General features: G+C 57.8%; 20 protein-coding genes. 2 read left to right on the top strand and 18 right to left on the bottom strand.

Features of this window, described 5'->3' with window-relative positions:
* Nucleotides 1-177: 177 nt before the first annotated feature.
* The 5 genes from GF1_RS05690 to zwf are packed head-to-tail and all read right to left on the bottom strand — an operon-like array spanning nt 178 to nt 5705.
* The gene (locus GF1_RS05690; RefSeq protein WP_267928669.1) at nt 178-921 is read right to left on the bottom strand and encodes a hypothetical protein; all 744 of its coding nucleotides are present in this window, start codon (nt 919-921) and stop codon (nt 178-180) included.
* 37 nt (nt 922-958) lie between these two features.
* A complete protein-coding gene (locus GF1_RS05695) occupies nt 959-1603 on the bottom strand; it encodes a bifunctional 4-hydroxy-2-oxoglutarate aldolase/2-dehydro-3-deoxy-phosphogluconate aldolase (RefSeq protein WP_267928670.1) in 645 nt (214 codons plus the stop codon).
* A gap of 32 nt (nt 1604-1635) precedes the next feature.
* The gene (gene edd, locus GF1_RS05700; protein WP_267928672.1) at nt 1636-3492 is read right to left on the bottom strand and encodes a phosphogluconate dehydratase; all 1857 of its coding nucleotides are present in this window, start codon (nt 3490-3492) and stop codon (nt 1636-1638) included.
* Nucleotides 3493-3505: 13 nt separating this feature from the next.
* Entirely contained in the window at nt 3506-4204 is a 699-nt protein-coding gene (gene pgl, locus GF1_RS05705) for a 6-phosphogluconolactonase (RefSeq protein ID WP_267928673.1), read from the bottom strand.
* 34 nt (nt 4205-4238) lie between these two features.
* Nucleotides 4239-5705 carry a glucose-6-phosphate dehydrogenase gene (zwf, locus tag GF1_RS05710; protein WP_267928674.1) on the bottom strand — a complete coding sequence of 489 codons (1467 nt, stop codon included), beginning with the start codon at nt 5703-5705 and terminating at the stop codon, nt 4239-4241.
* A 465-nt stretch (nt 5706-6170) separates the two neighbouring features.
* Between zwf and GF1_RS05715 the strand changes: the two genes are divergently transcribed.
* Both GF1_RS05715 and GF1_RS05720 read left to right on the top strand, forming a co-directional pair.
* The gene (locus GF1_RS05715) at nt 6171-7190 is read left to right on the top strand and encodes an ABC transporter substrate-binding protein (RefSeq protein WP_267928675.1); all 1020 of its coding nucleotides are present in this window, start codon (nt 6171-6173) and stop codon (nt 7188-7190) included.
* Nucleotides 7191-7202: 12 nt separating this feature from the next.
* Nucleotides 7203-10241 (top strand): PAS domain S-box protein, encoded by a 3039-nt coding sequence (locus GF1_RS05720; protein WP_267928676.1) that lies wholly within the window; start codon nt 7203-7205, stop codon nt 10239-10241.
* Between the two features lie 18 nt (nt 10242-10259).
* Here GF1_RS05720 and GF1_RS05725 read toward each other — a convergent pair whose 3' ends face one another.
* From GF1_RS05725 to GF1_RS05785, 13 genes are all read right to left on the bottom strand, one after another.
* Nucleotides 10260-11624 carry a sigma-54-dependent transcriptional regulator gene (locus GF1_RS05725; RefSeq protein WP_267928677.1) on the bottom strand — a complete coding sequence of 455 codons (1365 nt, stop codon included), beginning with the start codon at nt 11622-11624 and terminating at the stop codon, nt 10260-10262.
* Nucleotides 11625-11655: 31 nt separating this feature from the next.
* Nucleotides 11656-13146 carry a sensor histidine kinase gene (locus GF1_RS05730; RefSeq protein WP_267928678.1) on the bottom strand — a complete coding sequence of 497 codons (1491 nt, stop codon included), beginning with the start codon at nt 13144-13146 and terminating at the stop codon, nt 11656-11658.
* Nucleotides 13147-13449: 303 nt separating this feature from the next.
* Nucleotides 13450-14307: a 16S rRNA (cytidine(1402)-2'-O)-methyltransferase gene (rsmI, locus tag GF1_RS05735; protein ID WP_267928679.1), complete on the bottom strand. Its 858-nt coding sequence runs from the start codon at nt 14305-14307 to the stop codon at nt 13450-13452.
* Between the two features lie 23 nt (nt 14308-14330).
* Nucleotides 14331-15806 carry a sensor domain-containing diguanylate cyclase gene (locus GF1_RS05740; protein WP_267928681.1) on the bottom strand — a complete coding sequence of 492 codons (1476 nt, stop codon included), beginning with the start codon at nt 15804-15806 and terminating at the stop codon, nt 14331-14333.
* A gap of 160 nt (nt 15807-15966) precedes the next feature.
* The gene (locus tag GF1_RS05745) at nt 15967-16380 is read right to left on the bottom strand and encodes a secondary thiamine-phosphate synthase enzyme YjbQ (protein WP_267928682.1); all 414 of its coding nucleotides are present in this window, start codon (nt 16378-16380) and stop codon (nt 15967-15969) included.
* Between the two features lie 16 nt (nt 16381-16396).
* Nucleotides 16397-17566, bottom strand: a complete 1170-nt coding sequence (locus GF1_RS05750) for an MBL fold metallo-hydrolase (protein WP_267928683.1) — start codon at nt 17564-17566, stop codon at nt 16397-16399.
* A 131-nt stretch (nt 17567-17697) separates the two neighbouring features.
* Nucleotides 17698-18093 (bottom strand): hypothetical protein, encoded by a 396-nt coding sequence (locus GF1_RS05755; RefSeq protein WP_267928684.1) that lies wholly within the window; start codon nt 18091-18093, stop codon nt 17698-17700.
* Nucleotides 18071-18364, bottom strand: a complete 294-nt coding sequence (locus GF1_RS05760; protein ID WP_267928685.1) for a hypothetical protein — start codon at nt 18362-18364, stop codon at nt 18071-18073. Before GF1_RS05760 ends, GF1_RS05755 begins: the two co-directional genes overlap by 23 nt.
* 69 nt (nt 18365-18433) lie before the next feature.
* Nucleotides 18434-18733 carry an exodeoxyribonuclease VII small subunit gene (locus GF1_RS05765; RefSeq protein WP_267928686.1) on the bottom strand — a complete coding sequence of 100 codons (300 nt, stop codon included), beginning with the start codon at nt 18731-18733 and terminating at the stop codon, nt 18434-18436.
* A gap of 412 nt (nt 18734-19145) precedes the next feature.
* A complete protein-coding gene (locus tag GF1_RS05770) occupies nt 19146-20942 on the bottom strand; it encodes a phage NrS-1 polymerase family protein (RefSeq protein WP_267928687.1) in 1797 nt (598 codons plus the stop codon).
* A gap of 2 nt (nt 20943-20944) precedes the next feature.
* Nucleotides 20945-21265, bottom strand: a complete 321-nt coding sequence (locus tag GF1_RS05775; protein ID WP_267928688.1) for a hypothetical protein — start codon at nt 21263-21265, stop codon at nt 20945-20947.
* Between the two features lie 5 nt (nt 21266-21270).
* Nucleotides 21271-21636 (bottom strand): hypothetical protein, encoded by a 366-nt coding sequence (locus tag GF1_RS05780; RefSeq protein ID WP_267928689.1) that lies wholly within the window; start codon nt 21634-21636, stop codon nt 21271-21273.
* On the bottom strand, nt 21636-21950 hold the full coding sequence (locus tag GF1_RS05785; RefSeq protein ID WP_267928690.1) for a hypothetical protein: 315 nt from the start codon (nt 21948-21950) through the stop codon (nt 21636-21638). The genes GF1_RS05780 and GF1_RS05785 overlap by 1 nt, the downstream gene beginning before the upstream one ends.
* Nucleotides 21951-23148 lie beyond the last annotated feature (1198 nt).

The raw sequence follows: 23148 nt of genomic DNA on the forward strand, positions 1-23148 counted from the left end.
GGACAAGGTCAAGGAGAAGCCTAGTCGCGCCGTCTGCCACGGTGTCGGAAATTCGGGAGGAGATCAAAAAAGGGGGTGGTTGTCCGGGAGCCGTGAACTCCGGGTTTGGTGAGATGAGACAGTTTGGGACAGGGGTGGGACAAAATGTCCCGGCCAGGCCCCTCGGGTGGTGGTGCTTCAGGGAGATTGCTGTCCGGATGGCGATCCTGGCCGGGAGACCCATTGCCTGGCAAGCTGATGGGTCAGGTGGAAGAGGGCTGCCAGTTCCTCCACGGAATCGAGGGTTCGCAGCCCCTGGCCACTGTTGTGAACCACCAGCCGGTTGCCCTGTACCTGGAGCACGATCCGGGCCCTGATTACGGCAGCCTGGGCAAGCAGCAACCGACGCACTTCCGGACAGAGCGCGTTAACCGCCCGGTCGGGATCCGCGGCAAAGACAACAAAGCGGTTGTCAAAGGAGCTCTCCCCGGTCAGCACCGGAGCAAACCCTCTGCTGCCGGGGACTGCGCGGGAAATCCCTGCTGCCAGCCGGTTTTCCACCTCGGTTATCACAAGGTCCGGGACTGCGAAAGGACGGTCCTGTTCGGCCAGGCAGATGGTGTAGAATCCACCGCTCGAGGTACTGGATATCTTCATCTGGTCAAAGAGATAGAAGCGACCGGACGGATCGGTGTGCAAGGCGGCCTGGACCACTGGATTTCTGGCCTCCCCGATACAGTTGAAGGAGCGGATTTTTGACCGCAGGTCATGGCGTCCATCGACCCTGGAGGCAAAAGTGAAACCATGCCGGTTGCAGAATGTTTCCAGGAGGACCGCCCGCTGTTGCTCATGGTCTGCTGATGCCCTGATAAGGGCGTAGATGAAGCAACCAATGAAGGCGAGCAGGCCAAGGCCGGCGATGAGAACAATGGGAGGGGGCATGAATCAGGCAGCAGCTCGCAGCAGGGAGCGGTGATGTTCAGGTGGTACTGGCCGCTGCCAGGGTCTGGCGGACCAGCAGGGTGATGCCCTCCCAGTCCCGGTCTGCCAGGAACTGGCCGGGCACGATCCAGGATCCGCCGACGCAGGTCACCGTTTCCAGGGCCAGGTAGTCAAGATAGTTCTCCCCAGTTATACCGCCGGTGGGGCAGAACCGGACACCGGGAAAGGGCCCGGCCAGGGCGCGGAGCATGGAGATGCCGCCGCTGGCTTCGGCAGGAAAGAACTTGAAGGTGTCATAGCCAAGTTCCAACCCCTGCATCAGTTCAGAGGCCGTGGCAATACCCGGGATGAGCGGTATCTCGCCCTGGCTCGCCGCCCTGAGCAGGGACGTGGACAGGCCGGGGCTGATGGCAAAACTTCCCCCGGCCGCGACTACCGCCTCCAGGTCGGCTGCCGAGGTGACGGTCCCGGCCCCGACCAGGGCCTCGGGAACCTCGCACCTGATGCGTTGTATGGCCTCCAGGGCCACGTCACTTCGAAGGGTGATCTCCAGGACCCGGATTCCGCCCCTGACCAGGGCTCGGGCAAGGTCCACGGCCCGCTCGAGCTCCTCGATCACCAGTACCGGGATTACCGGGCCATCTTCAAGGATTTTCCGGGGGGATAGATTCCAGTTCTGCATCGTGCACATGCCTCCTTTGCATGGGGTGGCGGTCAGTTGTCCTTGGGGAAGACCACATGGCAGCTTTCGTGGACATAAGTGAACAGGGAGGTTCCGCCCTCCTCGGCCCCGAGCAGGTCGCGGCGCAGGGGCGCGAATATCTGGCGGCCAAAGCCGTACCGGTGCGCCTCCAGGTTCGGAGTGGCGAATTCCCGTGCCTCGAGCTCCCGGTCGTCCACCAGCAGCTCGAGACGACTGTGGCGTGCATCCAGGCGGATGGGGTCGCCGTCCCGGACCTTGGCCAGCATCCCGCCACAGAAGGCCTCGGGCGTGCAGTGGATGGCAAAGGGCACCTTGCCCGAGGCGCCCGAGAGCCGTCCGTCGGTGACCAGGCCGACGGTGAAGCCGCGATCCATGATGATGGAGAGAAAGGTGATCAGTTTGTGCAGTTCCGGCATGCCGTTGGCCTGGGGGCCCTGGAAACGGACCACCGCCACCAGGTCCCGGTCCAGCCTGCCGGCGTGGAAGGCCTCTTCCAGCTCCTGCTGGCTGTCAAAAACCATGGCCGGGGCCTCGATCAGGGTGTTTTCTCCATCGGCCAGGGACGATATCTTCATGATCGCCCGGCCCAGGTTGCCGGAGAGCACCTTGATTCCACCTTTGTCGGCAAAGGGCCTGCTGGCTGTTGCCATGACCTCCGGATCAGAGGATTCCTCCGGCCCTTCCTCCCACACCAGGCGGCCGTCCCGAAGGACCGGACGTTTCAGGTACCTGGAGAGTCCGAAACCGGCCACGGTCTGGACGTCGTCATGGACCAGGCCGTTTGCCAGCAGTTCGCGGATCAGCAGGGCCATGCCCCCGGCCTGCTGGAAGGAGTTGATGTCACCGGGACCATTGGGATAGATCCGGACCAGCAGTGGCACCACTTCCGAGAGATCACCGAAGTCATCCCAGTTGATGCGGATCCCGGCGGCTCGGGCAATGGCCACCAGGTGCATGGTTTCGTTGGTGGAACCGCCGGTGGCCAGCAGACCCACCATGGCATTGACCACCGATTGTTCACAGATCACCCGGCCCAGGGGAATGTACTCCTCCCCCAGGTGTGTGATCTCGGTTGCCCGCCTGGCCGCGGCCCGGGTGAGCTGCTCGCGCAGGGGCGTGCCGGCGCCGACAAAGGAGGCTCCGGGCAGGTGCAGGCCGAGCATCTCCGCCATCAGCTGGTTGGAGTTGGCGGTCCCGTAAAAGGTGCAGGTCCCGGGGCTGTGATAGGCCGCAAGCTCGGCCGCAAGCATCTCTTTGCGGCTGATCCGACCCTGGGCATAGAGTTCGCGAACCCGGGCCTTTTCCCGGTTGGGCAGGCCGGGGGGCATGGGCCCGGCCGGGACCAAGATCATGGGCAGATGGCCGAACTGGAGCCCGCCCATGAGCAGGCCGGGCACAATCTTGTCACAGACCCCGAGCAGCAGGACGCCGTCAAAGACGTTATGAGACAGGCCGATCACCGTGGACAGCGCGATCACGTCCCGGCTCATCAGGCTCAGGTCCATGCCCGGTTCTCCCTGGGTGATGCCGTCGCACATGGCCGGCACCCCGCCGGCCACCTGGGCCACGCCCCCGGCTTCGGCCACTGCTTCCCTGATGATTTGGGGATAGCTGCCGTAAGGCTGGTGCGCAGAGACCAGGTCATTGTAGGAGGTGATGATGCCGATGGCCGGTGCCTTCTCTTCAAGCAGGTCGCTGCACCAGGTATCCTTGCAGGCAGCGAGGTCATGGGCCAGGTTGCTGCAGGGCAGCCTGGCCCGGAACACGCCCTGGCCCCGGGCGGCCTCCATTCTCTGGAGGTAGGCCTCCCGGTTTTTCCTGCTGCGTTCGATGATACGGTTGGTTACCTGTACAACGGTCGGGTGCATGGTCTCTTCCGGATTATGGTGCCCAGCAGATGGTCACTGGAGTCAGGTTCTGTCTCAGGATGTAGCGGATGGGCATTTCACCGGCCGGTCCCTCGGCCAGGGCTTTTTCCAGGACGCGGTATTTTTCCTGGCCGGTGATATGGAGAAAGATCTGGTGCGAATCAAGAATGGTTGGCAAGGTCAGGGTCATGCGTTCGTGGGCGGCGGCCACCGGGGTTACAGCAATGCAGTGGCGCCCCGACAGCATATCTGTCGCTGCCGCCAGGGTATCGGCGCCGGGAAAGAGCGAGGCCGTGTGACCGTCGCTGCCCATTCCCAGGACCAGGACATCAAAGGGCCGGGGAACGAGGTTCTGGTGCTCTTCGCACCCGGTCTCGCCATCCCGGGCGCGCAGGGACTGGTTCTTCAGACCGATAAAGGTAGCCCGGGCCGCCCGGTCCCGGAGGAGATGGGTCCGGACCAGGTGTTCGTTGGAATCCGTACTGGTTGGCTCCACCCACCGTTCGTCCACCAGGGTGATCACCACCTGCTCCCAGGGAATATCCAGATGCGCCAACCGCTCAAACAGGGGAATGGGTGTGGAACCGCCGGAAACCGCCAGGCTGGCCCGGCCCCGGACTGTCGTGGCATCGGCGAGAAGATGGCCGATGCGGCTGGCCAGTTCGGCCGCCAGGGTGGCTGAATCGGGAAACTTCTCCACAGGATGTTGCATCGCCTTACCTTTCTTAAAGGATGTTTGGATGGGGTTACTCTTCCCACTCCCTGCCGTCCCGGGCCAGCAGCGCCACCGAGGCCACCGGGCCCCAGGAACCGGCCGGGTAGGGCTTGGGCGGTTCATTGCACTGGGCCCAGGCATCCTGGATGGAGTCGATCCAGCTCCAGGAGCGTTCCACCTCGTCGCGGTGGATGAAAAGGGCCTGGTTGCCGCGCATGATCTCCAGCAGGAGCCGCTCATAGGCATCGGTAATCCGCTCGCCGCTGAAGGCCTCGGAAAAGCTCAGGTCCAGCATGGTTCGCTGCAGCTCGATCCCTTCACCGATTCCCGGAACCTTGTTGAGCATCTCTATCTCCACGCCCTCGTCGGGCTGGAGGCGGATGATCAGCTTGTTGGGTGGCAGCTTGCGGTACGAATCGGAAAAGATGTTATGGGGCAGACGCTTGAAGTTGATGACCACCTCCGAGCGCTTGGTGGCCATGGCCTTGCCGGTACGCAGGTAAAAAGGTACATCGGCCCAGCGCCAGTTGTCGATATCAACCCGGATGGCGACAAAGGTCTCGGTGGTGGAATGGGGATTGCCGCCTTTCTCCTCCAGGTAGCCGGGAACCGGTTTACCCTTGATAAAACCGGGGCCGTACTGGCCGCGGACCACCTTGTCCTCCACGTTTTCCCGGGTGATCGGTCGCAGTGCCTTGAGCACCTTGAGCTTTTCGTTGCGCAGGCTGTCGCCGTTGAGGTCGACCGGCGGCTCCATGGCCACCAGGGTCAGGATCTGCATCAGATGATTCTGGACCATGTCCCGGAGCTGGCCGGCCTTGTCAAAATAGCCCCAGCGTCCCTCGATGCCTACCTGTTCGGCAACGGTGATCTGCACATGGTCGATGGTGTTGTGGTCCCAGTTGGTGGTGAAGATGGAGTTGGCAAAACGCAGGGCGAGAAGATTCATTACCGTTTCCTTACCCAGGTAATGGTCGATGCGGTACACCTGTTCCTCGGTAAAGACTTTTGCCACCGCGTCGTTGATCGCCCTGGAGGTGGCCAGGTCCCGGCCGATGGGTTTTTCCAGAACCACCCTGGTGGTCGGGGTAATGAGTCCGGCATGGTCCAGGCCGGTGCAGATGTTGCCATAGAGAAAAGGTGAAACGGAAAAATAGTTGATCAGAATCCGCTGCTCCTGGTCCACGACCTTGTCCAGCCTCCGGTACTCTTCCGGCCGGTCCAGATTGATCAGCACATACTGCATCCGCCCGAGCAGCCGGTTGACCACCTCGGAGTCAAGGGGTTCGCCGACAAAGGTCTCCAGGCTCCCCTGCATTCTTGCAATGAAGGCGTCCTGGCTGAGCTCGTGGCGGGCCACGCCGATGATCCGGGTTTTATCGTCAAGCAGCCGGGCCCGGTCCAGCTGGTAAAGGGCCGGGATCAGTTTGCGGCGGGAAAGGTCGCCAAGGACACCGAAAATGGTGAAATCGCAAGCCTCTTTGTGCCTGTTCATCATTCACCCCCCCCCATGCGGTATTCACCACCTTTATCCACTATTTTGAGTTGGTGACGAAAAAATAAATATTTTTCTGTGATCTGCCGTAATTCACCGTGAAAGCAACAACAGATCCATGTGCCTTTCAATGCACTGGCAGTGGAGGTTACCGTCCTTTGGCAGCCAGTCAGCCGCAAGCAGGTATACTATAAGGCAAGTACACGCTACAGGCCACCCCCATGTTCAGGAATCGGTCCGGTCGCATCGCCGCAGGCGGGAAACCGTCATATTCACCGGCTGCCAGCCGACCGGTTGTAATCCGTATGCATGGGCTGGCAGAGAGGGTATCTGGGGCAGGACCAGTATTTTTTTTCGCCACCATTGCCACTCCGGTGGATACGTATTAGTTTTTTCTGCTTGAGAAGGAGAACCTGAGTTGAACCAAGCCAGGGGCATGACCCCAGACGGACAGGAGCTTAGATGATCATGAAAGATGATGTATCCTGGAGCCGGACATTTTGTGGCACGCTCATCCTTATTCTCTTCATGCTCCTCTCTCTACTCACTCCGGCGACCGCCGGGGCGGCAAAACAGTACAAGGTCCTGGTGGTCATGAGTTATGAACAGGACTATCCCTGGGTTCAGGCCATCCGTCGGGGTATCGATCAGGTGCTGGCCGGGGACTGCGATATCCGGTACTTCTACCTGGATACCAAGAAAGACATTGCAGGTGGTCGGCGGAAGGCCAGGCAGGCCTATGAAGTCTACCGTCAGTGGCAACCCGACGGCGTGATTGCTGTTGATGATAATGCCCAGTCAATGTTTGTCGTGCCCTATCTGCTTGATAAGGTGAACACTCCGGTGATGTTTTGCGGGGTCAACGCCGATCCCCACCGGTACGGTTATCCCGGCCGCAATGTCTCCGGAATTCTCGAACGGCTCCATATCCGGGAATCCATCGTCTTTGCCGGCCAGCTTTCCAGGATCCAGACCGTGTGTTTTCTCATGAAGAAAAGTCCGGTGGCCGCCCTGGTAAGAAACCAGGTGGATCAGGAAAAGGAAACATATCCGGCAAAGAGCCTGGGCTTTTATCTGCCCGCCACCCTTGACGAGGCCCTGGTCACGGTGGATGACCTCAGGCGGCGCTGCGATCTTCTCTTTATTGAAACGCTGGAAGGGATCCCCGATGGAGACGGAAAGCCACTGACCAGTAAAGAGGTCATCCCGCTGGTCGTCAAGGCCTTTGGCGGCCCCACCGCCGGTACAGATCTGCATTCGGTGCGATACGGGGTGCTCTGCTCGGTGATCAAGAGCGGGGAAGAACAGGGGGAAACCGCCGCCACCAAACTGCTTCGGGCCATGACCGGAACCCCGGTCGCAGAAATTCCCATCACCAGAAACTATCGCGGAAAACGGGTGCTCAACGTGACCACCATGAAGAACCTGGGTATCAGGGCCAGGCCCATGCTCCTGCGTGGGACCCAGCTCGTCCGGATAGAGGAGTAGGGGAGAGAGACAGTGTCGGGTCGCCTGCGTCTTGCTGCCATGTCGATAACGTCCAGGATACGCCTGTTCAACCGGGTGATCGGCCTGGTGTTTCTGCTTATGGTGGTTGTCATGACCCTGTCGCTGGCCTATTCGCGCCAGGTCCTGGTGAACAGCGTGACCCGGAACATGGAAACCGTGATAAAAAACGCCCAGGTCGGCCGCGATCTTGCCAGCCTGCTCGCTGAAAGCAACCTGCTGTTCAACACCTTTTACGGCCGGAATGACTTTCTCAAGACCCAGGGCGATCAGCTGCTTGGTATGGGTGAAAAAATCGTCGCTCTCTCCACTGATCCGGAGCTCAACAGTTCTGTCCGTCATCTCGTGGAGCATCTCCGCTCCATCCTCTCCTGCGCCGCTGTTCTCAACAACCTGCTCCAGGAAAAAAACAGTCTGGAACAGGCTATCTTCAGCGAGCTCGATATGCTGGACGAGATCATTGCCGAACAGACCATTAACCAGATCTTCGCCGGCCAGGACACCTCGTTTACAGAGCAGCTCTCCGTCCAGATCCTGGACTATCGCTACAGCCTGCTCGATATAGGAAAAAAGTTCGCCGAACTGGCCACCGGTCATGGGGTACCAGAGGCGCAGAAAAAAGGTCTGCGCACCAGGCTCGACGACCTGGTTCTCAACCTGCAGATGATCGCGGTCTCGAACCGGGAAACCTCGGAACATGGCAGTCACCTTCTGGCCCAGGTGACAAAATATCGTGACCTGGTGGACCGCTATCAGAAGACCATGGAGGACTTCACTAATGAGATCCAAGCGTTCAACAGTGCCAGGGCGACGAGCCTGTCCCTGCTCAGGGATATGGATGCGGAGATCGCCAGCAGTACCCGGGTCACAGCGCAGAATATTACGGAGTTTTTCCTCGGTACCGGAGCCTCCCTGCTGGTGATCGCCCTGCTTGGGATGGCCGGCGTGATCGTGGCCACCTCCTGGTTTCTCCGCTCGACCATCAATGAGCCCATGGAGATGGTGAAGAAAACCCTCACCGCCTTCAGCCAGGGTGATCTCACGGCCCGCATCAGAATGCACCGCTCCGACGAGTGGAGTCTGATCGAAAAAATGCTCAACACCATGGCCGAAGAACTTCTCGCTTCCCGGCACGACCTGCAGCAGTCGGAAGAGAAGTACCGGGAAATATTCAATACTCCCAGTGATGCCATCCTCATCCATGATGCGCAGACCGGCGAGATTATCGATGTGAACCAGGCCATGCTGGAGATGTTTGGCTACTCCTACGAGGAGGCGCTGGCCCAGAACATCGGGACCCTCAGCGTTAACGAGCCGCCCTATACCTCGGAAGATGCCATTGAAAAGATTACCCGCACCATCGAGCATGGTCCCCAGCGCTTTGACTGGCGCTCCAGGAGGAAAAACGGGGAGCTGTTCTGGTCCGAGGTGGGACTCAAGTACAGAGAGTTTGGCGGCCGACGCTATGTGGTGGCAGTGGTCCGTGATATTACCGAACGCAAACAGGCCGAACAGCTTCTGGCCGCGGAAAGGGAACAGCTGGCCGTCACCCTGCGCTCCATCGGCGACGGAGTCATCACCACCGATACCCACGGGACCATAGTCTTTCTGAACAGGGTGGCCGAGCAACTTACCGGATGGTCCAATGACGAGGCCCGGGGCCGGCCGGTCTCCGAGGTGTTCAATATCATCAGTGAAAAAACCGGTGAGCCCTGTGAAAATCCCATCCAGCGGGTTCTGGAAACGGGCAAGATCATAGGTCTTGCCAATCATACGACCCTGATTGCCCGCGATGGTACCAGGCGGAGCATTGCCGACAGCGGGGCACCCATCCGTGACAGCGAGAGCCGGATCATTGGCGTGGTCCTGGTCTTTCGAGATGTCACCAATGAGCAGCGGATGGAAGAAGAGCTGCTCAAGGTGAAAAAGCTGGAATCCGTCGGCATTCTGGCCGCAGGGATCGCCCACGACTTCAACAATATCCTCGCCGCTATCCTGGGCAATATCGATCTGGCTGCCCGGCTGGTCTCAGGAGAGGAAAAGGCCACCCGGCTCCTGTCCGAGGCCAGAAAGGCCACCAGCCGCGCCGCCCGGCTGACCCAGCAGCTGCTGACCTTTGCCAAGGGTGGTGATCCGGTAAAGGAGACCGCAACACTGCCCCAGCTTATCCGCGAGGCGGCGGATTTTGTCCTCCATGGCAGCCAGGTTTACTGTGAGTACGATATTCCAGACGATCTCTGGCCGGTTTCCGTGGATGTGGGCCAGATAAGCCAGGTGATCCAGAACATCATCATCAATGCCCGCCATGCCATGCCCGAGGGCGGACGGATCGAGGTACGCTGTGCCAATGTGGAGGATGTGGGCGCCGCGACGCTTTTGAGTATTCACCGGGGAAAATTCGTCCAGATAACCATTAAGGATCACGGTGTGGGTATTCCCCGGGAAATCATCGACAAGATATTTGATCCCTACTATACGACCAAGCAGGAAGGAAGCGGCCTGGGACTGGCCATCTGTCACTCGATCATCACCAAGCATGATGGGTATATCCAGGTGCACTCGGAACCGGGCCAGGGTACGACTTTTCATGTTTATCTGCCGGCCTCCGAGCAGGTGGATCTGGAACGCGGGGATACTCTGGACATCACCCCGGCGACCACCGGGGCCCGGATCATGGTGATGGATGACGAGGAGATGCTGCGTAGCCTGGCTGCCTCCCAGCTGGCCCATCTCGGCCATGAAGCCATTCTGGTCCGTGATGGTGAAGAAGCGGTCCAGCGTTACCAGGAACTGCTCGACGCTGGCACCCCGGTGGATCTTATCATCATGGACCTGACCATCCCCGGCGGGATGGGCGGCCGGGAGGCCGTCCGCCGGATTCTTGACATCAATCCCAAGGCCCGGGTTATCGTGGCCAGCGGCTATTCAAACGATCCGGTCCTGGCGAACTGCCGCGAGTATGGTTTTATCGCCTCGGTGGCCAAGCCTTTTGATCTCGAGGAAATGCAAGCTGTTATCTCGGCGGTGCTCTGAAGAGTTTCCGGGAGTCCTTCACTGGCCGGGCACCTGCTGCTTTTTCAGTTTACGGAGGATGGTTTTCCGGTTGATCCCCAGCAGGGTGGCTGCTTTTTGCTTGTTTCCCCCGCACCTGTCCAGCACATGGCGGATATAGTGCTCTTCCACTTCGGCCAGCGGCCGGATGGGTTCCTTGCCGAAGAGGCCGGGTTCCCGGCAGGATTCCAGCATCTCTCCGGGCAGGTCCCGGAGGGAGATCACCCCGTCCTCGGCCAGGAAAACACACCGCTCGATCACGTTTTCAAGTTCGCGGATATTGCCCGGCCACGGGTAATCGAGGAAAAGACGCATGGCTTCCCTCGAAACCACGGCCTTGAGGCCGGCCTGTTCATGGCGGCTTAAAAAGGCATTGATCAGCAGGGGAATGTCTTCCCGGCGCTCCCGCAGAGGGGGCACCTCGATCTTGAAGATGTTGAGCCGGTAGTAGAGGTCTTCCCGGAACCTGCCTTGCCCCGCCTCCTTCCGCAGGTTTCTGTTGGTTGCGGCAATGACCCGGGCATCCACCGGTATGGATCGATTGGAGCCCACCGGCCGCACCTGTCGCTCCTGGAGGACCCGGAGGATTTTGGCCTGGACCGCCAGCGGCATCTCTCCGATCTCATCAAGGAGGATGGTCCCACCGGCCGCTTCCACGAAAAGTCCCTTCTTATCGGTTGTTGCGTCGGTAAAGGCCCCCCGGACATGACCAAACAGTTCGCTTTCCAGTAATCCTTCGGGAATGGCGGCGCAGTTCACCGCCACAAAGGGAGCCTCACTGCGAACCGATGCCCGGTGTATGGCCCGGGCAATGACCTCCTTGCCAGTACCGGTCTCGCCCTCGAGCAGGACTGTGCCGGCCGAGTCGGCGATCCGTTCGATGAAGTGAAAAAGTCGGAGCATGGCCGGACTCCTGCCCACCAGATCATGGAGCCGGCACCGGTCCCTGGTGATCTGTTCCAGCTCCTGGATCTTCTGGCGCATGGCCAGCTCGGCAGCCGCCCGGTTAACGGCGATGAGCAGCTGCTCCATCTTGAAGGGCTTGATGATATAGTCATACGCCCCCTGGTTTATCAGCCGTACAGCCTCGTCAATGTCGCCAAAGGCGGTGATCAGTATGATGAAGGGCTTGATCACATCCCGGGCGCTGATCTCGTCGAGCAGGGCCTCGCCGCCCATGACCGGCATCTTCAGGTCGGAAACTACAATGGGACAGGGTGTTTTCTGCAGGATGTCCAGGGCCTCCCGGCCGTTGGCAGCGGTGATGACCCCGTAGCCGCGTTCAGAGAGAACTTCGTCGATCAGCTGCCGCATGTCCCGGTCATCCTCGACTACCAGGATATCTGTTTTCGTGTAGTTGGCCATGAAGTCTGCGTCCCTGTCGCTGCTCCCGTTCTTACGCCTCAGCCCCGGCGGTGGTGGCCCGGTGCGGATTTGCCGGCAGGTGGATGATGAAACGGGCCCCCCTGCTCACTTCCCTGTCCAGGGTGATACGGCCCTGGTGCTCCTGGATGATACTGGCCACCATGTAGAGGCCAAGACCGGTTCCCTCGCCCACCTCCTTGGTGGTGAAAAAGGGATCGAAAATCCGTTCGGCCAGCTCTCCGGGAATACCCTCGCCCCAGTCCTCGTAGGTGAGGACCACCTCACCGGGTTTGGCCTGTTCCCTCCTGCTGGACACTTTGATGGTGCCGCCGTTTTTCATCGAGTGAAAGGAGTTGAGCATCAGGTTGACAAAGAGCTGCCGCAACCCATCGGCGTCAGCCATCAGGGTTTGGATTGCAAGTTCCAGCTCCAGTTCCACCGCCGGATGGTCTTTACGCTGCTTGAGCTGGCAGAGAGAAAAGGCCTCGGTGATGATCTTTTCCAGCTCCACCTGTTTGAACTCGGCGGTGGGTTTGCGGGAAAAGGCCAGCATCTGCTGGATGATCCTGGTGATCCGTTCGGCCTGGCGGATGATGACCTCGAGGTTTTCTGCCCTGGCCTCACTGTCACCGCTTTTCTTAAGGAGATATTCGGCCCGGCCGCTTATCACATTGAGCGGGGTTCCTATCTCATGGGCCAGGCCGCTGGCCAGCTGGCCGATGGAGGCCAGCTTGTCCCGGTGCCGCAATCCCCTTTCCAGGTTGATCTTTTCCTGGAAGAGCTGTTCCTTTCTGCGGTTCTGTCTTTCGATATTATGGGCCATGCGGTTGAATTCTTCAATGAGCTCGTCGAGTTCGGTAACCCCGCTCTTCTCGATTCGCAAGCCCAGATCGCCATGGCCCAGGTTCTTGGCCGCCTCCTTGAGGCGACCGATGGGCAGGGTGATGTTCCAGTGGCAGACCAGGTAGAGAACCAGGCCGAGCAGCAGGGCCGTCAGGACGATAAAGATGATGAACTTGCGGACCAGTCCGGCCAGGGTGTTGTTGATACTGTCCAGGGAGAGGAGGATCTCCACCCCGCCCTGGAGTTCACCGCGGCTGTTTTTGATGGGACTGATCACGGAAAAGTATTCGTGGCTGCCTTCAGTAATGATCTGCTCATTCCCGCCCCTGGAAAAATCCACCGGTGTGCGCTCTCGCTGAATGGCATGCCGGTTGACCCCATGTTCGAAGCTGAGATCGACCATCTGTCCCTGGCGATCGTATATGTTGATCAACAGATTGTTGACATCCCGATCGACCGGTACCACAGCGTGGATAAGCTCGCCAAGGCGCTGGTACTGGTCGGTGATATGATAGTATTTAAACGTCGTGGCCAGGGTCCTGGCCAGAGTTCGGGCGGTCATCTTGGCTTCGTCCATGAGATGCACCCGCTCGTCCCGCACGGATATGCATCCAAGGCCGATGGAGCTGAGGATAATCAGGGAGGAAATATAGAGAAAAAGCCTGGTTGATATTTTCATGCTGCCTGACGCCGGGTATCGGAAACGCGATATTTTCTGTTTTTTTCAGCCATTGTACTGAAAAGAAATCTTCCTGATACTGAAAGTTTCCTTTTTCAGCAAGTACCCGTGGAACTGCCCGGCGCCCGCGACAGAAAAATATCAAGGTTTTGGATTTTCTGATGATTCAGTAGAGGGAGCGTACCTCTTTCGGGGCAGGGCAGTTTTACTGACCATACTTCGGCACTGTCCAGCCCCAACAGACCATGAAAATCACCCCGGCAGCACCACGCCATGGGGCGATTTTCGGGTAATAAACAGGCTCTATCTGTCTTTGTCCTCGTGCCAGATGGACAGAGCTTCCTGGTACAGGCGGGACCGGGAAATGCCGAGATCGGTGGCAATGATCTTGACCGCATCCTTGAGCGAGGCGCCCCGGGTGTCCCGGTACCAGCGGAGCAGATCGGCTGTGTTTTCCGGCCTGTCCTCGGCGGTGATGGTGTCAGGTCGGATAATGAGCACCAGTTCTCCCCGGACCCGGCCGGGCAGAGAATCAAGGATCTCTTCCAGGCTGCCCTGCAGACACTCTTCGTGGAGCTTGGTCAGTTCGCGGAACAGGAGGGCCTGACGATTGCCAAGCATGGCCAGAGCGTCGGCGAGACACTCCTTTATCCGGTGTGGTGATTCATAGAAGATGAGCGTACAGGGCAGGGAGGCCAGCTGCTGGAACAACTTTTTCCGCACCGTTTTTTTTGCCGGTGGAAAACCACCGAAGTAAAAAGAGCTTTCCTCAAGTCCTGCCGCGGACAGGGCCGTGGTCAGGGCTGAGGGGCCCGGGACGGGAACCACTGTGATGCCGGAATCCCTGGCCAGTCGAACCAGGACGCTGCCGGGATCGGAGATCCCCGGGGTGCCGGCGTCCGAAACAATGGCAATATGCTGGCCCTGGCACAGTTTTTCCAGCAGGACCCTGGCCTTGTGCTGCTCCTTTTCCCGGTAATAGCTCGTCAAAGAGGTCTGGATGGAAAGATGATTGAGCAGTTTTCTGGTATGCCGGGTATCCTCGCTGGCGATCAGATCGACCTCGCGAAGCACCTGGATGGCCCGGCTGGATATGTCCTGGAGATTGCCTATGGGGGTGGCAACCACGTACAGGGTTCCCGGTTGGATTGATGTTGTCATGGAGTGGTGTTCCAGCCGCAGGATCAGTAATCCGGCCCTTCCCACATGGAGGAGTCGAACCGCACAACCCGGTTGCGTCCGGTTTCCTTGGCCCGGTACAGGGCCACGTCGGCGAATTTCACCGCCTCCCAGAAGGCCGAGGTATCATCGGGAAAGACGCTTATGCCCACACTGATGGTCTTGCGCAGAACAATGCCGCCGAAGCGGAACTGGTTCTCCTCCACCGTGGCCCGTATTTTCTCTGCTACCTTCACGCCGTCGTCGGGCTGGCAGTCTACCAGCAGGATGAGAAATTCCTCGCCACCGTAACGGATGACCAGATCCGAGCTGCGGACACAGTTCTGGAGAATATGGGCAATGCCGGTGAGCACCATGTCGCCGGCTTCGTGACCATGCTCGTCATTGACCTTTTTGAAATAGTCCATATCGCACATGAGGATGGCCAGGTGGGAATCCCGCCGGCGTATCCTGGCAATGAGCGGATTGATGTTGCCTTCAAGGAACCGGCGGTTGTACAGACCGGTCATGGTGTCGCGGATGGCCATCTGGTGCAGGTTTTCGGCCAGCTGCTTGGCGTGAAGCACCGGCAGGGCTTCGCGCAGATACTGCTGGGCCCGGTGCAGGCTGCGTTTGAGATAGGCCTCCCGTTCCGGGCTGTTGACAAAGGGAAAAAGAAACTGCACCACCCCGAGAACCTGGCCGCCGACCATCATCGGCACACAGGTATGGGTCATGATATCGGCCAGGGGAAAGACAGGGCAGATGCCGGGATAGCCGCTGGACATCACCACCTCGCCGGTGCGCTTGGCCCGGCAGGTGTTGGCCGCGCTCATCTGGCAGGTCTCGTCTTCCAGCTCGGGCGGCCAGCTGTAGACCGGCGTGATGGCCTCGCCGTTGTCACGGATTTCCCAGATGATGAAAGTGGAAAGCCCCAGTCGATCGCGGAAGACGTAGGCCAGACGCTTGTACACCTCATCGGCGGTCTCGTCGGCCTCGATGGTCCGCCGGAAGAGAGACACATTGCGGATGTCGGCAATCAGGCCGTTAACGGTCTTGGCGACAGTGCCGATCTCGTCATGGGAGATGATCGGGATTTCGGATACCGGGGAGCAATCATTGTTGTCCCCGGTGGATTTGCGCAGGGCCTCCAGCCGGGCCGTCATGTCGTGCAGCAGGCTGACCAGGGCCTGAACGCAGAGAAAGCTGGTGATGGTCAGGATGATCATGACCCCGGTGACCAGCAGGGCGCCGGTGAGCAGGTAGCTGTCAAAGGCGTTGACGATCTGACTGATTTCCGGGGAGTCAAACCGGTGGGAAATCCCTATGAGCTGTTTTTTCAGGTTGTTGACAAAGTAGAAGTTGTACAGACCGACAAGCAGAAATCCGAGGAGAAAACTGCTGAGGATCAGGATGAACTTACCATAGACCGAAAGGTCGAAAAAAGGCTGCCAGAGGCGCCGCCAGAGCGAAAGCTTACTTTCTTTGCCAGGGATGGTCATTTAGTCATGAAATAGTGAGAAAGGTTGTCGGTCAGCAGGTTCCAGTCAGATCAATTCCTATTATAGGAGCTGGAACAGATAATACAAGGGGGGATGCTTTTATTTCAAAAATGACGGATTAACCATTGGGTACAGCGGAAAAGGAAGGGGGCGGGGGGTCCTATGTTGTGGGATCTGCCAGGATGGTGCAGACGATCCGCCGGACGCGGCGCGGGCCGTCGAATTCGCAGAAAAATATATTCTGCCATTTGGAAAGGCCAAGCTCTCCTTCGATGACAGGGATAGTTTCCGAAGGGCCGACAAGTCCGGCTTTGAGATGGGCATCGCCGTTGCCATCCTGGTGGTCATGCTCCCACACACCCCGGGGGATGAGGTTGCCAAGGAGAGTCACCACGTCGTTTTGCACCGATTGGTCCCAGTTTTCCTGGATCATGATGGCACCGGTGGCACCCTGGGCGTAGACGGAAACCAGACCGTCATGTATGCCGGAAGCACGGATCGCCGCTTCGACCCGGGCGGTGATGTCCACCAGGGTTTCACGACGGTCCGTGCTGATCTCGATGATTTGCCGCATGGGACTGTGGGAACTCTCAGGCTGCTTTTTCTTTTTCAGCCTGGGCCTTGGCATAGGCGGAAGCTGCGCATTCATTCTTGCCCAGGTCCAGTTCCTCGGCCCGCTCGTCGTCCACCTGTTCGAGGTTGGCGTTGACCATCCGGATGGTTTTGTACTCTTCCGGCTGGGGCCGCATGTTCTCCTTGATGAAGGCGATAAAGTCGTCTTCGTTGTCGATGCTGTAGATGGCATCATTGCGCTTGATCACATCGCCGAGCGGCATGGCAAACTGCAGATCGTCGTTGGCCTCGTCCCAGCTGATGTAATGGCCGGGCAGAACAATCAGGCCGGGATCGAGCTCTTTAATCATGTTCATGGATTTGAAAAGCATCTTGGCCCAGGGTTCAGCCTGGCCGCCGAGGTCGGGCCGGCCCATGGATTCGATGAACACCGTGTCGCCGGAGATCAGGAACCGGTCGTCGATGATAAACGAGGTGGAACCAGGAGTGTGACCGGGAGTGAAAAGAACCCTGACCTCAGGGCCGCCACTGGAAAAGGTTTGTACCTCCCCGTCCTGCAGACTGATATAGTTGTTCTTGGAATCCTTGAAATCAGCGTCGTTGGCCAGGAACTCGGCCCCGGTCTGCTCGGCGATCATACGGCTGCCGGCGATATAGTCGGCCTGCAGATGGGTTTCAAAGGTTTTGATTACCTTGCAGTCATGCTCCCTGGCGAACTGGAGGTAGAAATCCACGTTCCTGGACGGGTCGAAAAACATGATCTCCCGGCCGGAGATCAGGCCGTAACTGCACGAGGCCTTGCCAGGGCGGATAAACTGGTACAGGACGTACGAGTCGTTTTCCTCCACCAGCTTTGGCACCAGTAAATTACCCCATGTCTTGATGCCACCGGCCAGGTATCCCACATCCTCAAAGCCATGCTTTTCGAGAATTTCAGCCACATATTTAGCTGAGCCCTCCTTGGCGCAGACGATCCTTACCGGTTTGTTCTTCGGGACCCTGGCCACGCTTTCATCCTCGATCTCCATGAAATCATAATAGGAGACATTGATCATGTCGAACGGGTAGGGGGCTTCGACGTGGAACCGGTTGAAATCCTTGTCGTTACGCACATCAAGGACGGTCATGTCCTTTCTGTCGACAAGCCATTCAAAGAGCTGGTTAGCGGTGTAGCTGAAAACTGTCATGGGTGTATCCTCCGAAATTTGCCGGCAACCGGCTGTATGTGTGAGACGGTTTATTGATAACAATAGTTCTTTGTAACAGCTGATAACAGGATATGGAAAATCCATATCCGTGTCCAGGAAAAAGGTGGAAATCAAAACAACGGAGAGAAAAAGGGAACGGCTCTATTCTGCGGGTAAAAGAGAGAGGCAGAAGGCAGGGCCGGATCCTGTACCTGTTGTGGTACCAGCTCAGGTCCCGGGAGTTCAGTATAAAATAATGGAAGGGTGCGGGAAGAAAAAAGAAAAAACCCGCTGACCACTGCGGGGTTGCGGGCTTCGTGAACATCCCTTAAAAGAGATGAATTGCTTGTTGGTGCCGGAGCGGGAGCCGATAAATTTTTTATATCATCCTGAGTTGTTGTTGTTTGTGTCGTATTGGAAAAAATGTTTTTTTCTGAAATACCCGCTTTTGTACCCGCTTTGTGCAGAGGTAACAGGTGTGCCCGGGGAAGTTGTATCCTGAATCTACAGTTCCGGGATTGCTTCATTGAAGATCTCCTCGTACACGTCCGGGTTGTGGTGCAGTACGGTTTCCCTGGCTTCTTCCTCGGAAACGATTTCAGCATGGTCGCGTTCACCTTGCCACTGGGTGCCGTGGCAGAGGTAATACCGACCATCTTTTGTCCGGCCAATACCGAGGTGGCGTCCTGGTGAACCGCATGTCCAGTTGCTGCCGTCCCAGTGGTCCAGGTTATCGGTGTACTTGACCATGCCGATCGCCTTGCCGTTTTCGTAGCATGTTACCTTGTAGTCGCTCATTGCCTACCTCCTTTTCTGTAAGGGGTTGATAAAAAGGTATCCATCTCTGTGGCCGGATACCTGACAGCCTTAATCGTCCTTTTCGGCCTGTAGGTCCTCGTCATCTTCCCACAGGAATTCAAGGTATCGATCGGATAAACTTTTATCCGCTATGAACAGAATCGCCTCTTCCTGCAGGACACTGGAAACATAAACCATGCCCGGGTCGTTTTCCTTATCAATGGCCTGCTGCAGCCAGGATCGCACCGCCTGGGCAGCCTCCTTTGTTTTTGGCTTCCGGTTCAGCTTGATGGCAAGCAGGGTTGACAGTATTTTGGGCAGGCTTACCGTGGTTCGCCTGGCACCGATCTTCACGTGATAGACTGGCATCTTTTTTTCCTCTCATGACGATCAGGCAGAGGCAGGCCGGATACTCTTCCGGTCATGCTGTGGTGTCCGGCCTGCGCTTCTACGATGTAGCACTGCACTGCTTTCTGGTTTTTGCATTTTTTGTGGTCCGGGAGACGTTAAGTTTCCTACCACTCTGTGGCTGGAAACTTTTGGCAACTTTTTGCCTGAAAAGTTTCCTGGTCAGTTTCCTGAAAGTTTCCTGTCGGGTTTCCTGTGGTTTTTCTTTTAAATCAGCATGTTATATTGGTAAGTTTCCTTATGGTTTCCTGCCGGGTTGACCAAAAGTTTCCTGGTTTCCTGTACTATAGGGAGGAAACAGGAAACTTTTGTCCATTTTTGCATGTTTTTTGGCTTCGGTTTCCAAGCCATGCTTCTGTCACGTTGTGGCATTTCAGGGTTGTTGATTTTTTATTTTTTTGATCAGCTTGGATGTGTATCCTTTGCTCAGGTTCAGCTCCTCGGCTATTTCCTTTTGCCGGTACCCCTGTTCCAGGAGCATGGCCACCTTGTCCAGGTTGCTTTCTTCCAGCGTCCTGGTCTGCCAGTGAAAAGCGCCGTCCGTGCTGGTCAGCCTGGCCTCGAATGGTTTGGCGTCCTCTCCGTGAATGCCCCGGTTCTTGCGGAAGTGGACCTCAAAGACAGCGCCCTGGTCGGGTGTGTAGTGGTTTGGCCTGACAAGCTGAATAACGGTATCCAGCACGTCTTCTTTCCGGCTGCTGCCTCTCTGCTGGCCTCCTTTACCGTCATGGTGCACCAGGAGCACTGATTTGCCCTGTCCACGCATGCGCAGCGCCCATTCCTGTACCGGAAGCCATGAGTCGCTTTTGTTCTCCAGGGTGGATCGGCAGACAGTGGAAATATTGTCCACGATAATGAGCTTGATATTTTCCGTCAGTACCGCGTCAACCTGGGCCTGCCCCTGTCGGGTGCCAAGATCCGGCATGCCCCCCTGCTGCAGATCCGGGGTGATGATCTGGAGGTTGTGCGCCCTGGTGATATCCATGGTGGCCAGGGTGTGCCGGAGACGTTCCTGGATGGTGACTGCCGGCATTTCTCCGTCAATAAACAGAACCCCCTGTGGTTCTTTGGCTTCCCAGCCAAGAAAGGAGGAACCGGTGGCAACGGCACAGGCTATGCCCAGGCTGACATGGGTCTTGCCGACGCCACGGTAAGCATGCAGCAGGCAAAGTCCCTGTTCCGGCAGCCAGGGATCGAGCAGGTTTTGCCTCGGTGGTAACTTCATGGCAAGCAGGTTATGGGCAGAAATGATATTTGCAGATGGTTCCCAGGCCGGCTCCCGGGCCATTTGCTTCCGGTCGTCCCCGGCAGGAGCCAGCGGTTCCCCGGTCTGGGCTGTGGCCCTGTCCATGGTCCTCTGACCATAGGTGCGGTTGCCGTGCCTGGTGTCCCATTTGGGCCGGTACAGGCCGGAGGCCCGGAAAATCCTGTCCATGGCCTGCTGGTCGTTCTTTGTCCAGAAAGCCAGAATAGAGCACAGGGCAAGGTCTGCCTCGCTCTGGCTGGCATATCCGGTCAGGTCCCCGTCAAAGAGCCTGGTGAACCGTTCGCCCTGTCTGCTATTGCGGATGCGCTGCAGCGCGGCCCTGTCTTCCTCCTGCAAACCTGCGGTGGTGGCCACATGGGTTTCCACAGGGGGTGCGTCATAGCGGGCAATCAGCCGGTCAAGCTGTTCCTGGCGCTCTGCGATCTCTTTCCGGTTGCCGTACACCTGGCCGGTAATGGTCAGGTACCATGCGCGATTGTAGATTTCAACGCCGCGCCGTTTGATGTTGGCCGGCACCTGCCCCCTGGTGATGATCCGCAGGCCGGTGCCGCTGGGGCTCAGTTCGGTGTAGCTGTCGATGAGGGCGAGTATTTCCCGGGCTTCTTTGCCTGTTTCCTGTTCGTTTATGCAGTGATCAAGATCGATGAAGGTGAACGGATCTTCGCCGGTGACACAGAATCCTATGCCGTCATAGCCGCCTTCCTCGTAGGCGGCCATGACCTCGGAAAATTCGCTCCAGTGTGCCGGGTTGGTCTTGTCTGCCCGTTTACCATTCGGCTGGTAGGGTGGCTTCGCCCAGCGGGATCCCTGGCGCTCGTAGCGCCAGAGAACCCATTGCGGAAAGGCCTTGACCATCTCCGGCACCCCGGCCTGCAGTACTGGCAGCGCCATGGGTCTGGTCATGGTCAGCCCTCCTGGCTGGTGTGAAAGTATTGCTCTATCCGTAAAGAAATCAGGCGGCAGGCCTGGAGAACCTCGCTCATGCCAAGGAAGTATGATCCATCGGGGAGCTGGCTCTCGTAACTCCCCATTGCCTGTGTACTGGTTTCCATAAAGGCCAGCACGTTGCTGAGTGTCGAGGATACAGTTTGCAGTTCATCGATGTTTGTGATTGGCCTGTCTGCGGAAATGGCGCTGACCAGGTCGGTTATTGCATCACTGCTTTTTTCCATATTCCCAGCGCTCTGGTACAGCAGGGCGTCATTGCTCTTTCTCTTTTCTTCCATGAACATTACGCCACCTCCTCTTCTTGTGCGCTGTCTCGCTTGGCCTCGATGGCCAGCAGGGTTCCCCTCGGAATGCCAGGGGTTGCGCCGGTTGCCACGATCAGCTCAAAATCGGCCACCTCCTTTTTCAGCATGGAGAAGAACTCAGCAATCCTTTCCCGGGCATGTTCAACAGTAACTTCACCAATCATGCCTGCTGTTCCGATCGGGCCGGTGTAGGTCTGGTCGTAGTCTGCCATCATCGTGAAAACAGCCTGGAGCGGAGCCAGGATTTCATCACAGACGTGCCATTCCATCTCCACCACCTTCACCTCGTCTTCGTGGATCGTCTTTCCGTCGATTGTCCATGTTCTCTTGGTCTCGGCCTGCATTACGCCACCTCCTCTTTCGTGCTGGTTTCCTGGTTCTGCTGCATGTTGTGTCTGCAGTCCTGCATTAGCTGGTTGCATGCAGCCCGCATGGTAACAGAGACCGCCTTGATGGCGTTGACGGTCTCCACAGGGAACTCTCTTACATGGTCAGGTGACGTGGTAAGGATGGCCAGGACGCCCAATGCCCTGTCGATGACACCTTCAACCGTCTCGATACGACAGGCCGTGTCTGCAGGCATGAGCTGGATTTCAGGGGTGTTGCGGTCTGGAAGAAAGGGAGCGGAGCGGTTGGTGGGGTTGGTGAATTCAGGCATCTTTGCACCTCATAAAAAATGGGAAGCTGGCCTACCATCACAAACAATGGCCGGGGCCTCACGGCTACCCGCAGCTTCCCATAGACAAATCAAAGCAGTGCAAATAAAAACAGCCGGATAACGGACGGCAAACCGGTTTGTGAAGTAGGCTCTTTCTTGATAGCCCACCAGGGCGGCCATGGTCAAGAGCTTTTTTCACAGGATGACCACAGGGGGTGGTGTGATCGCGCTTGGCAGGGTGGAAAGTCGCCTGTTTTCCTGATACAGAGGAAACAGGAAACTTTTTTCATATCTCTCTGTTTTATCGTTAATAATCTGGTTTCCTCGGCAGGAAACTTTCAGGAAACTCGCAGGAAACTTTTAATGGCCTCCGGGCTGGCGGCAGGCTTGATATTTTTTTATCCAGTGGCGGGAGTGGTATGGCTGGTACACCTGTGGATCGCGCGGCGGCCTGGCTCGGTGTGCGGAAAAAGAAAGGGCCCGGTAATATACCGGGCCCAGGGCGGGGTGAAATGAGGCTCGTATCTGGATCACCCCTGCTGCAATCACCATGATATGGTGTAGCTCAACATAACGAATAAGCCAATGATTTTTCCCTGGATGGCCACAGGGGTGGTGTGATTCCAGCGGGCAGGGTGAAAAGTTGCCTGTTCTCCTGATACAGAGGCAACCAGGCAACTTTTTGAATATCTCTCTGTTTTACTGTCGATAACCTGGTTGCCTTGTCAGGCAACTCGCAGGCAACTTTTTTGTAGCGCTCTGGCCAGCGCCACGGGCAGGATGGATAATTGTTTATCCGACAGTGAATCTTGTACCCCCTGTGGATGGTGTGGTGACCTGGTCATTACCAGTGGCTTTGCGTAATCACCCCGAAAGAATCACTGATTTGCCCTGTTCTCGCGCCTGGTCTGTCTGACCATGTACCGGAGGCCGTAAACCCGGCTTCGGCCTCTTGTGGCGTCAAAATACAGCATATCTCGCGGCCTGCTGGTTACTGGTGATGCTCTCCGCACTGTACCGGCTCCCTGGTGGCAGCCGGGCAGTAGTACGCTCCCATGTGCTCTGGATCCCGGTGATATCCCATCTTCATGGGGCACACTGTTTCCGGTTCTTTATCAGCCTGCCATGCACGGCCAGTGGCCACAGGATGACCACAGGGGTGGTGTGATCGCGGCGGGCTGGGTAAAAAGTCGCCTGT

The sequence above is a fragment of the Desulfolithobacter dissulfuricans genome (assembly GCF_025998535.1).
Taxonomy (GTDB): Bacteria; Desulfobacterota; Desulfobulbia; order Desulfobulbales; family Desulfobulbaceae; genus Desulfolithobacter; species Desulfolithobacter dissulfuricans.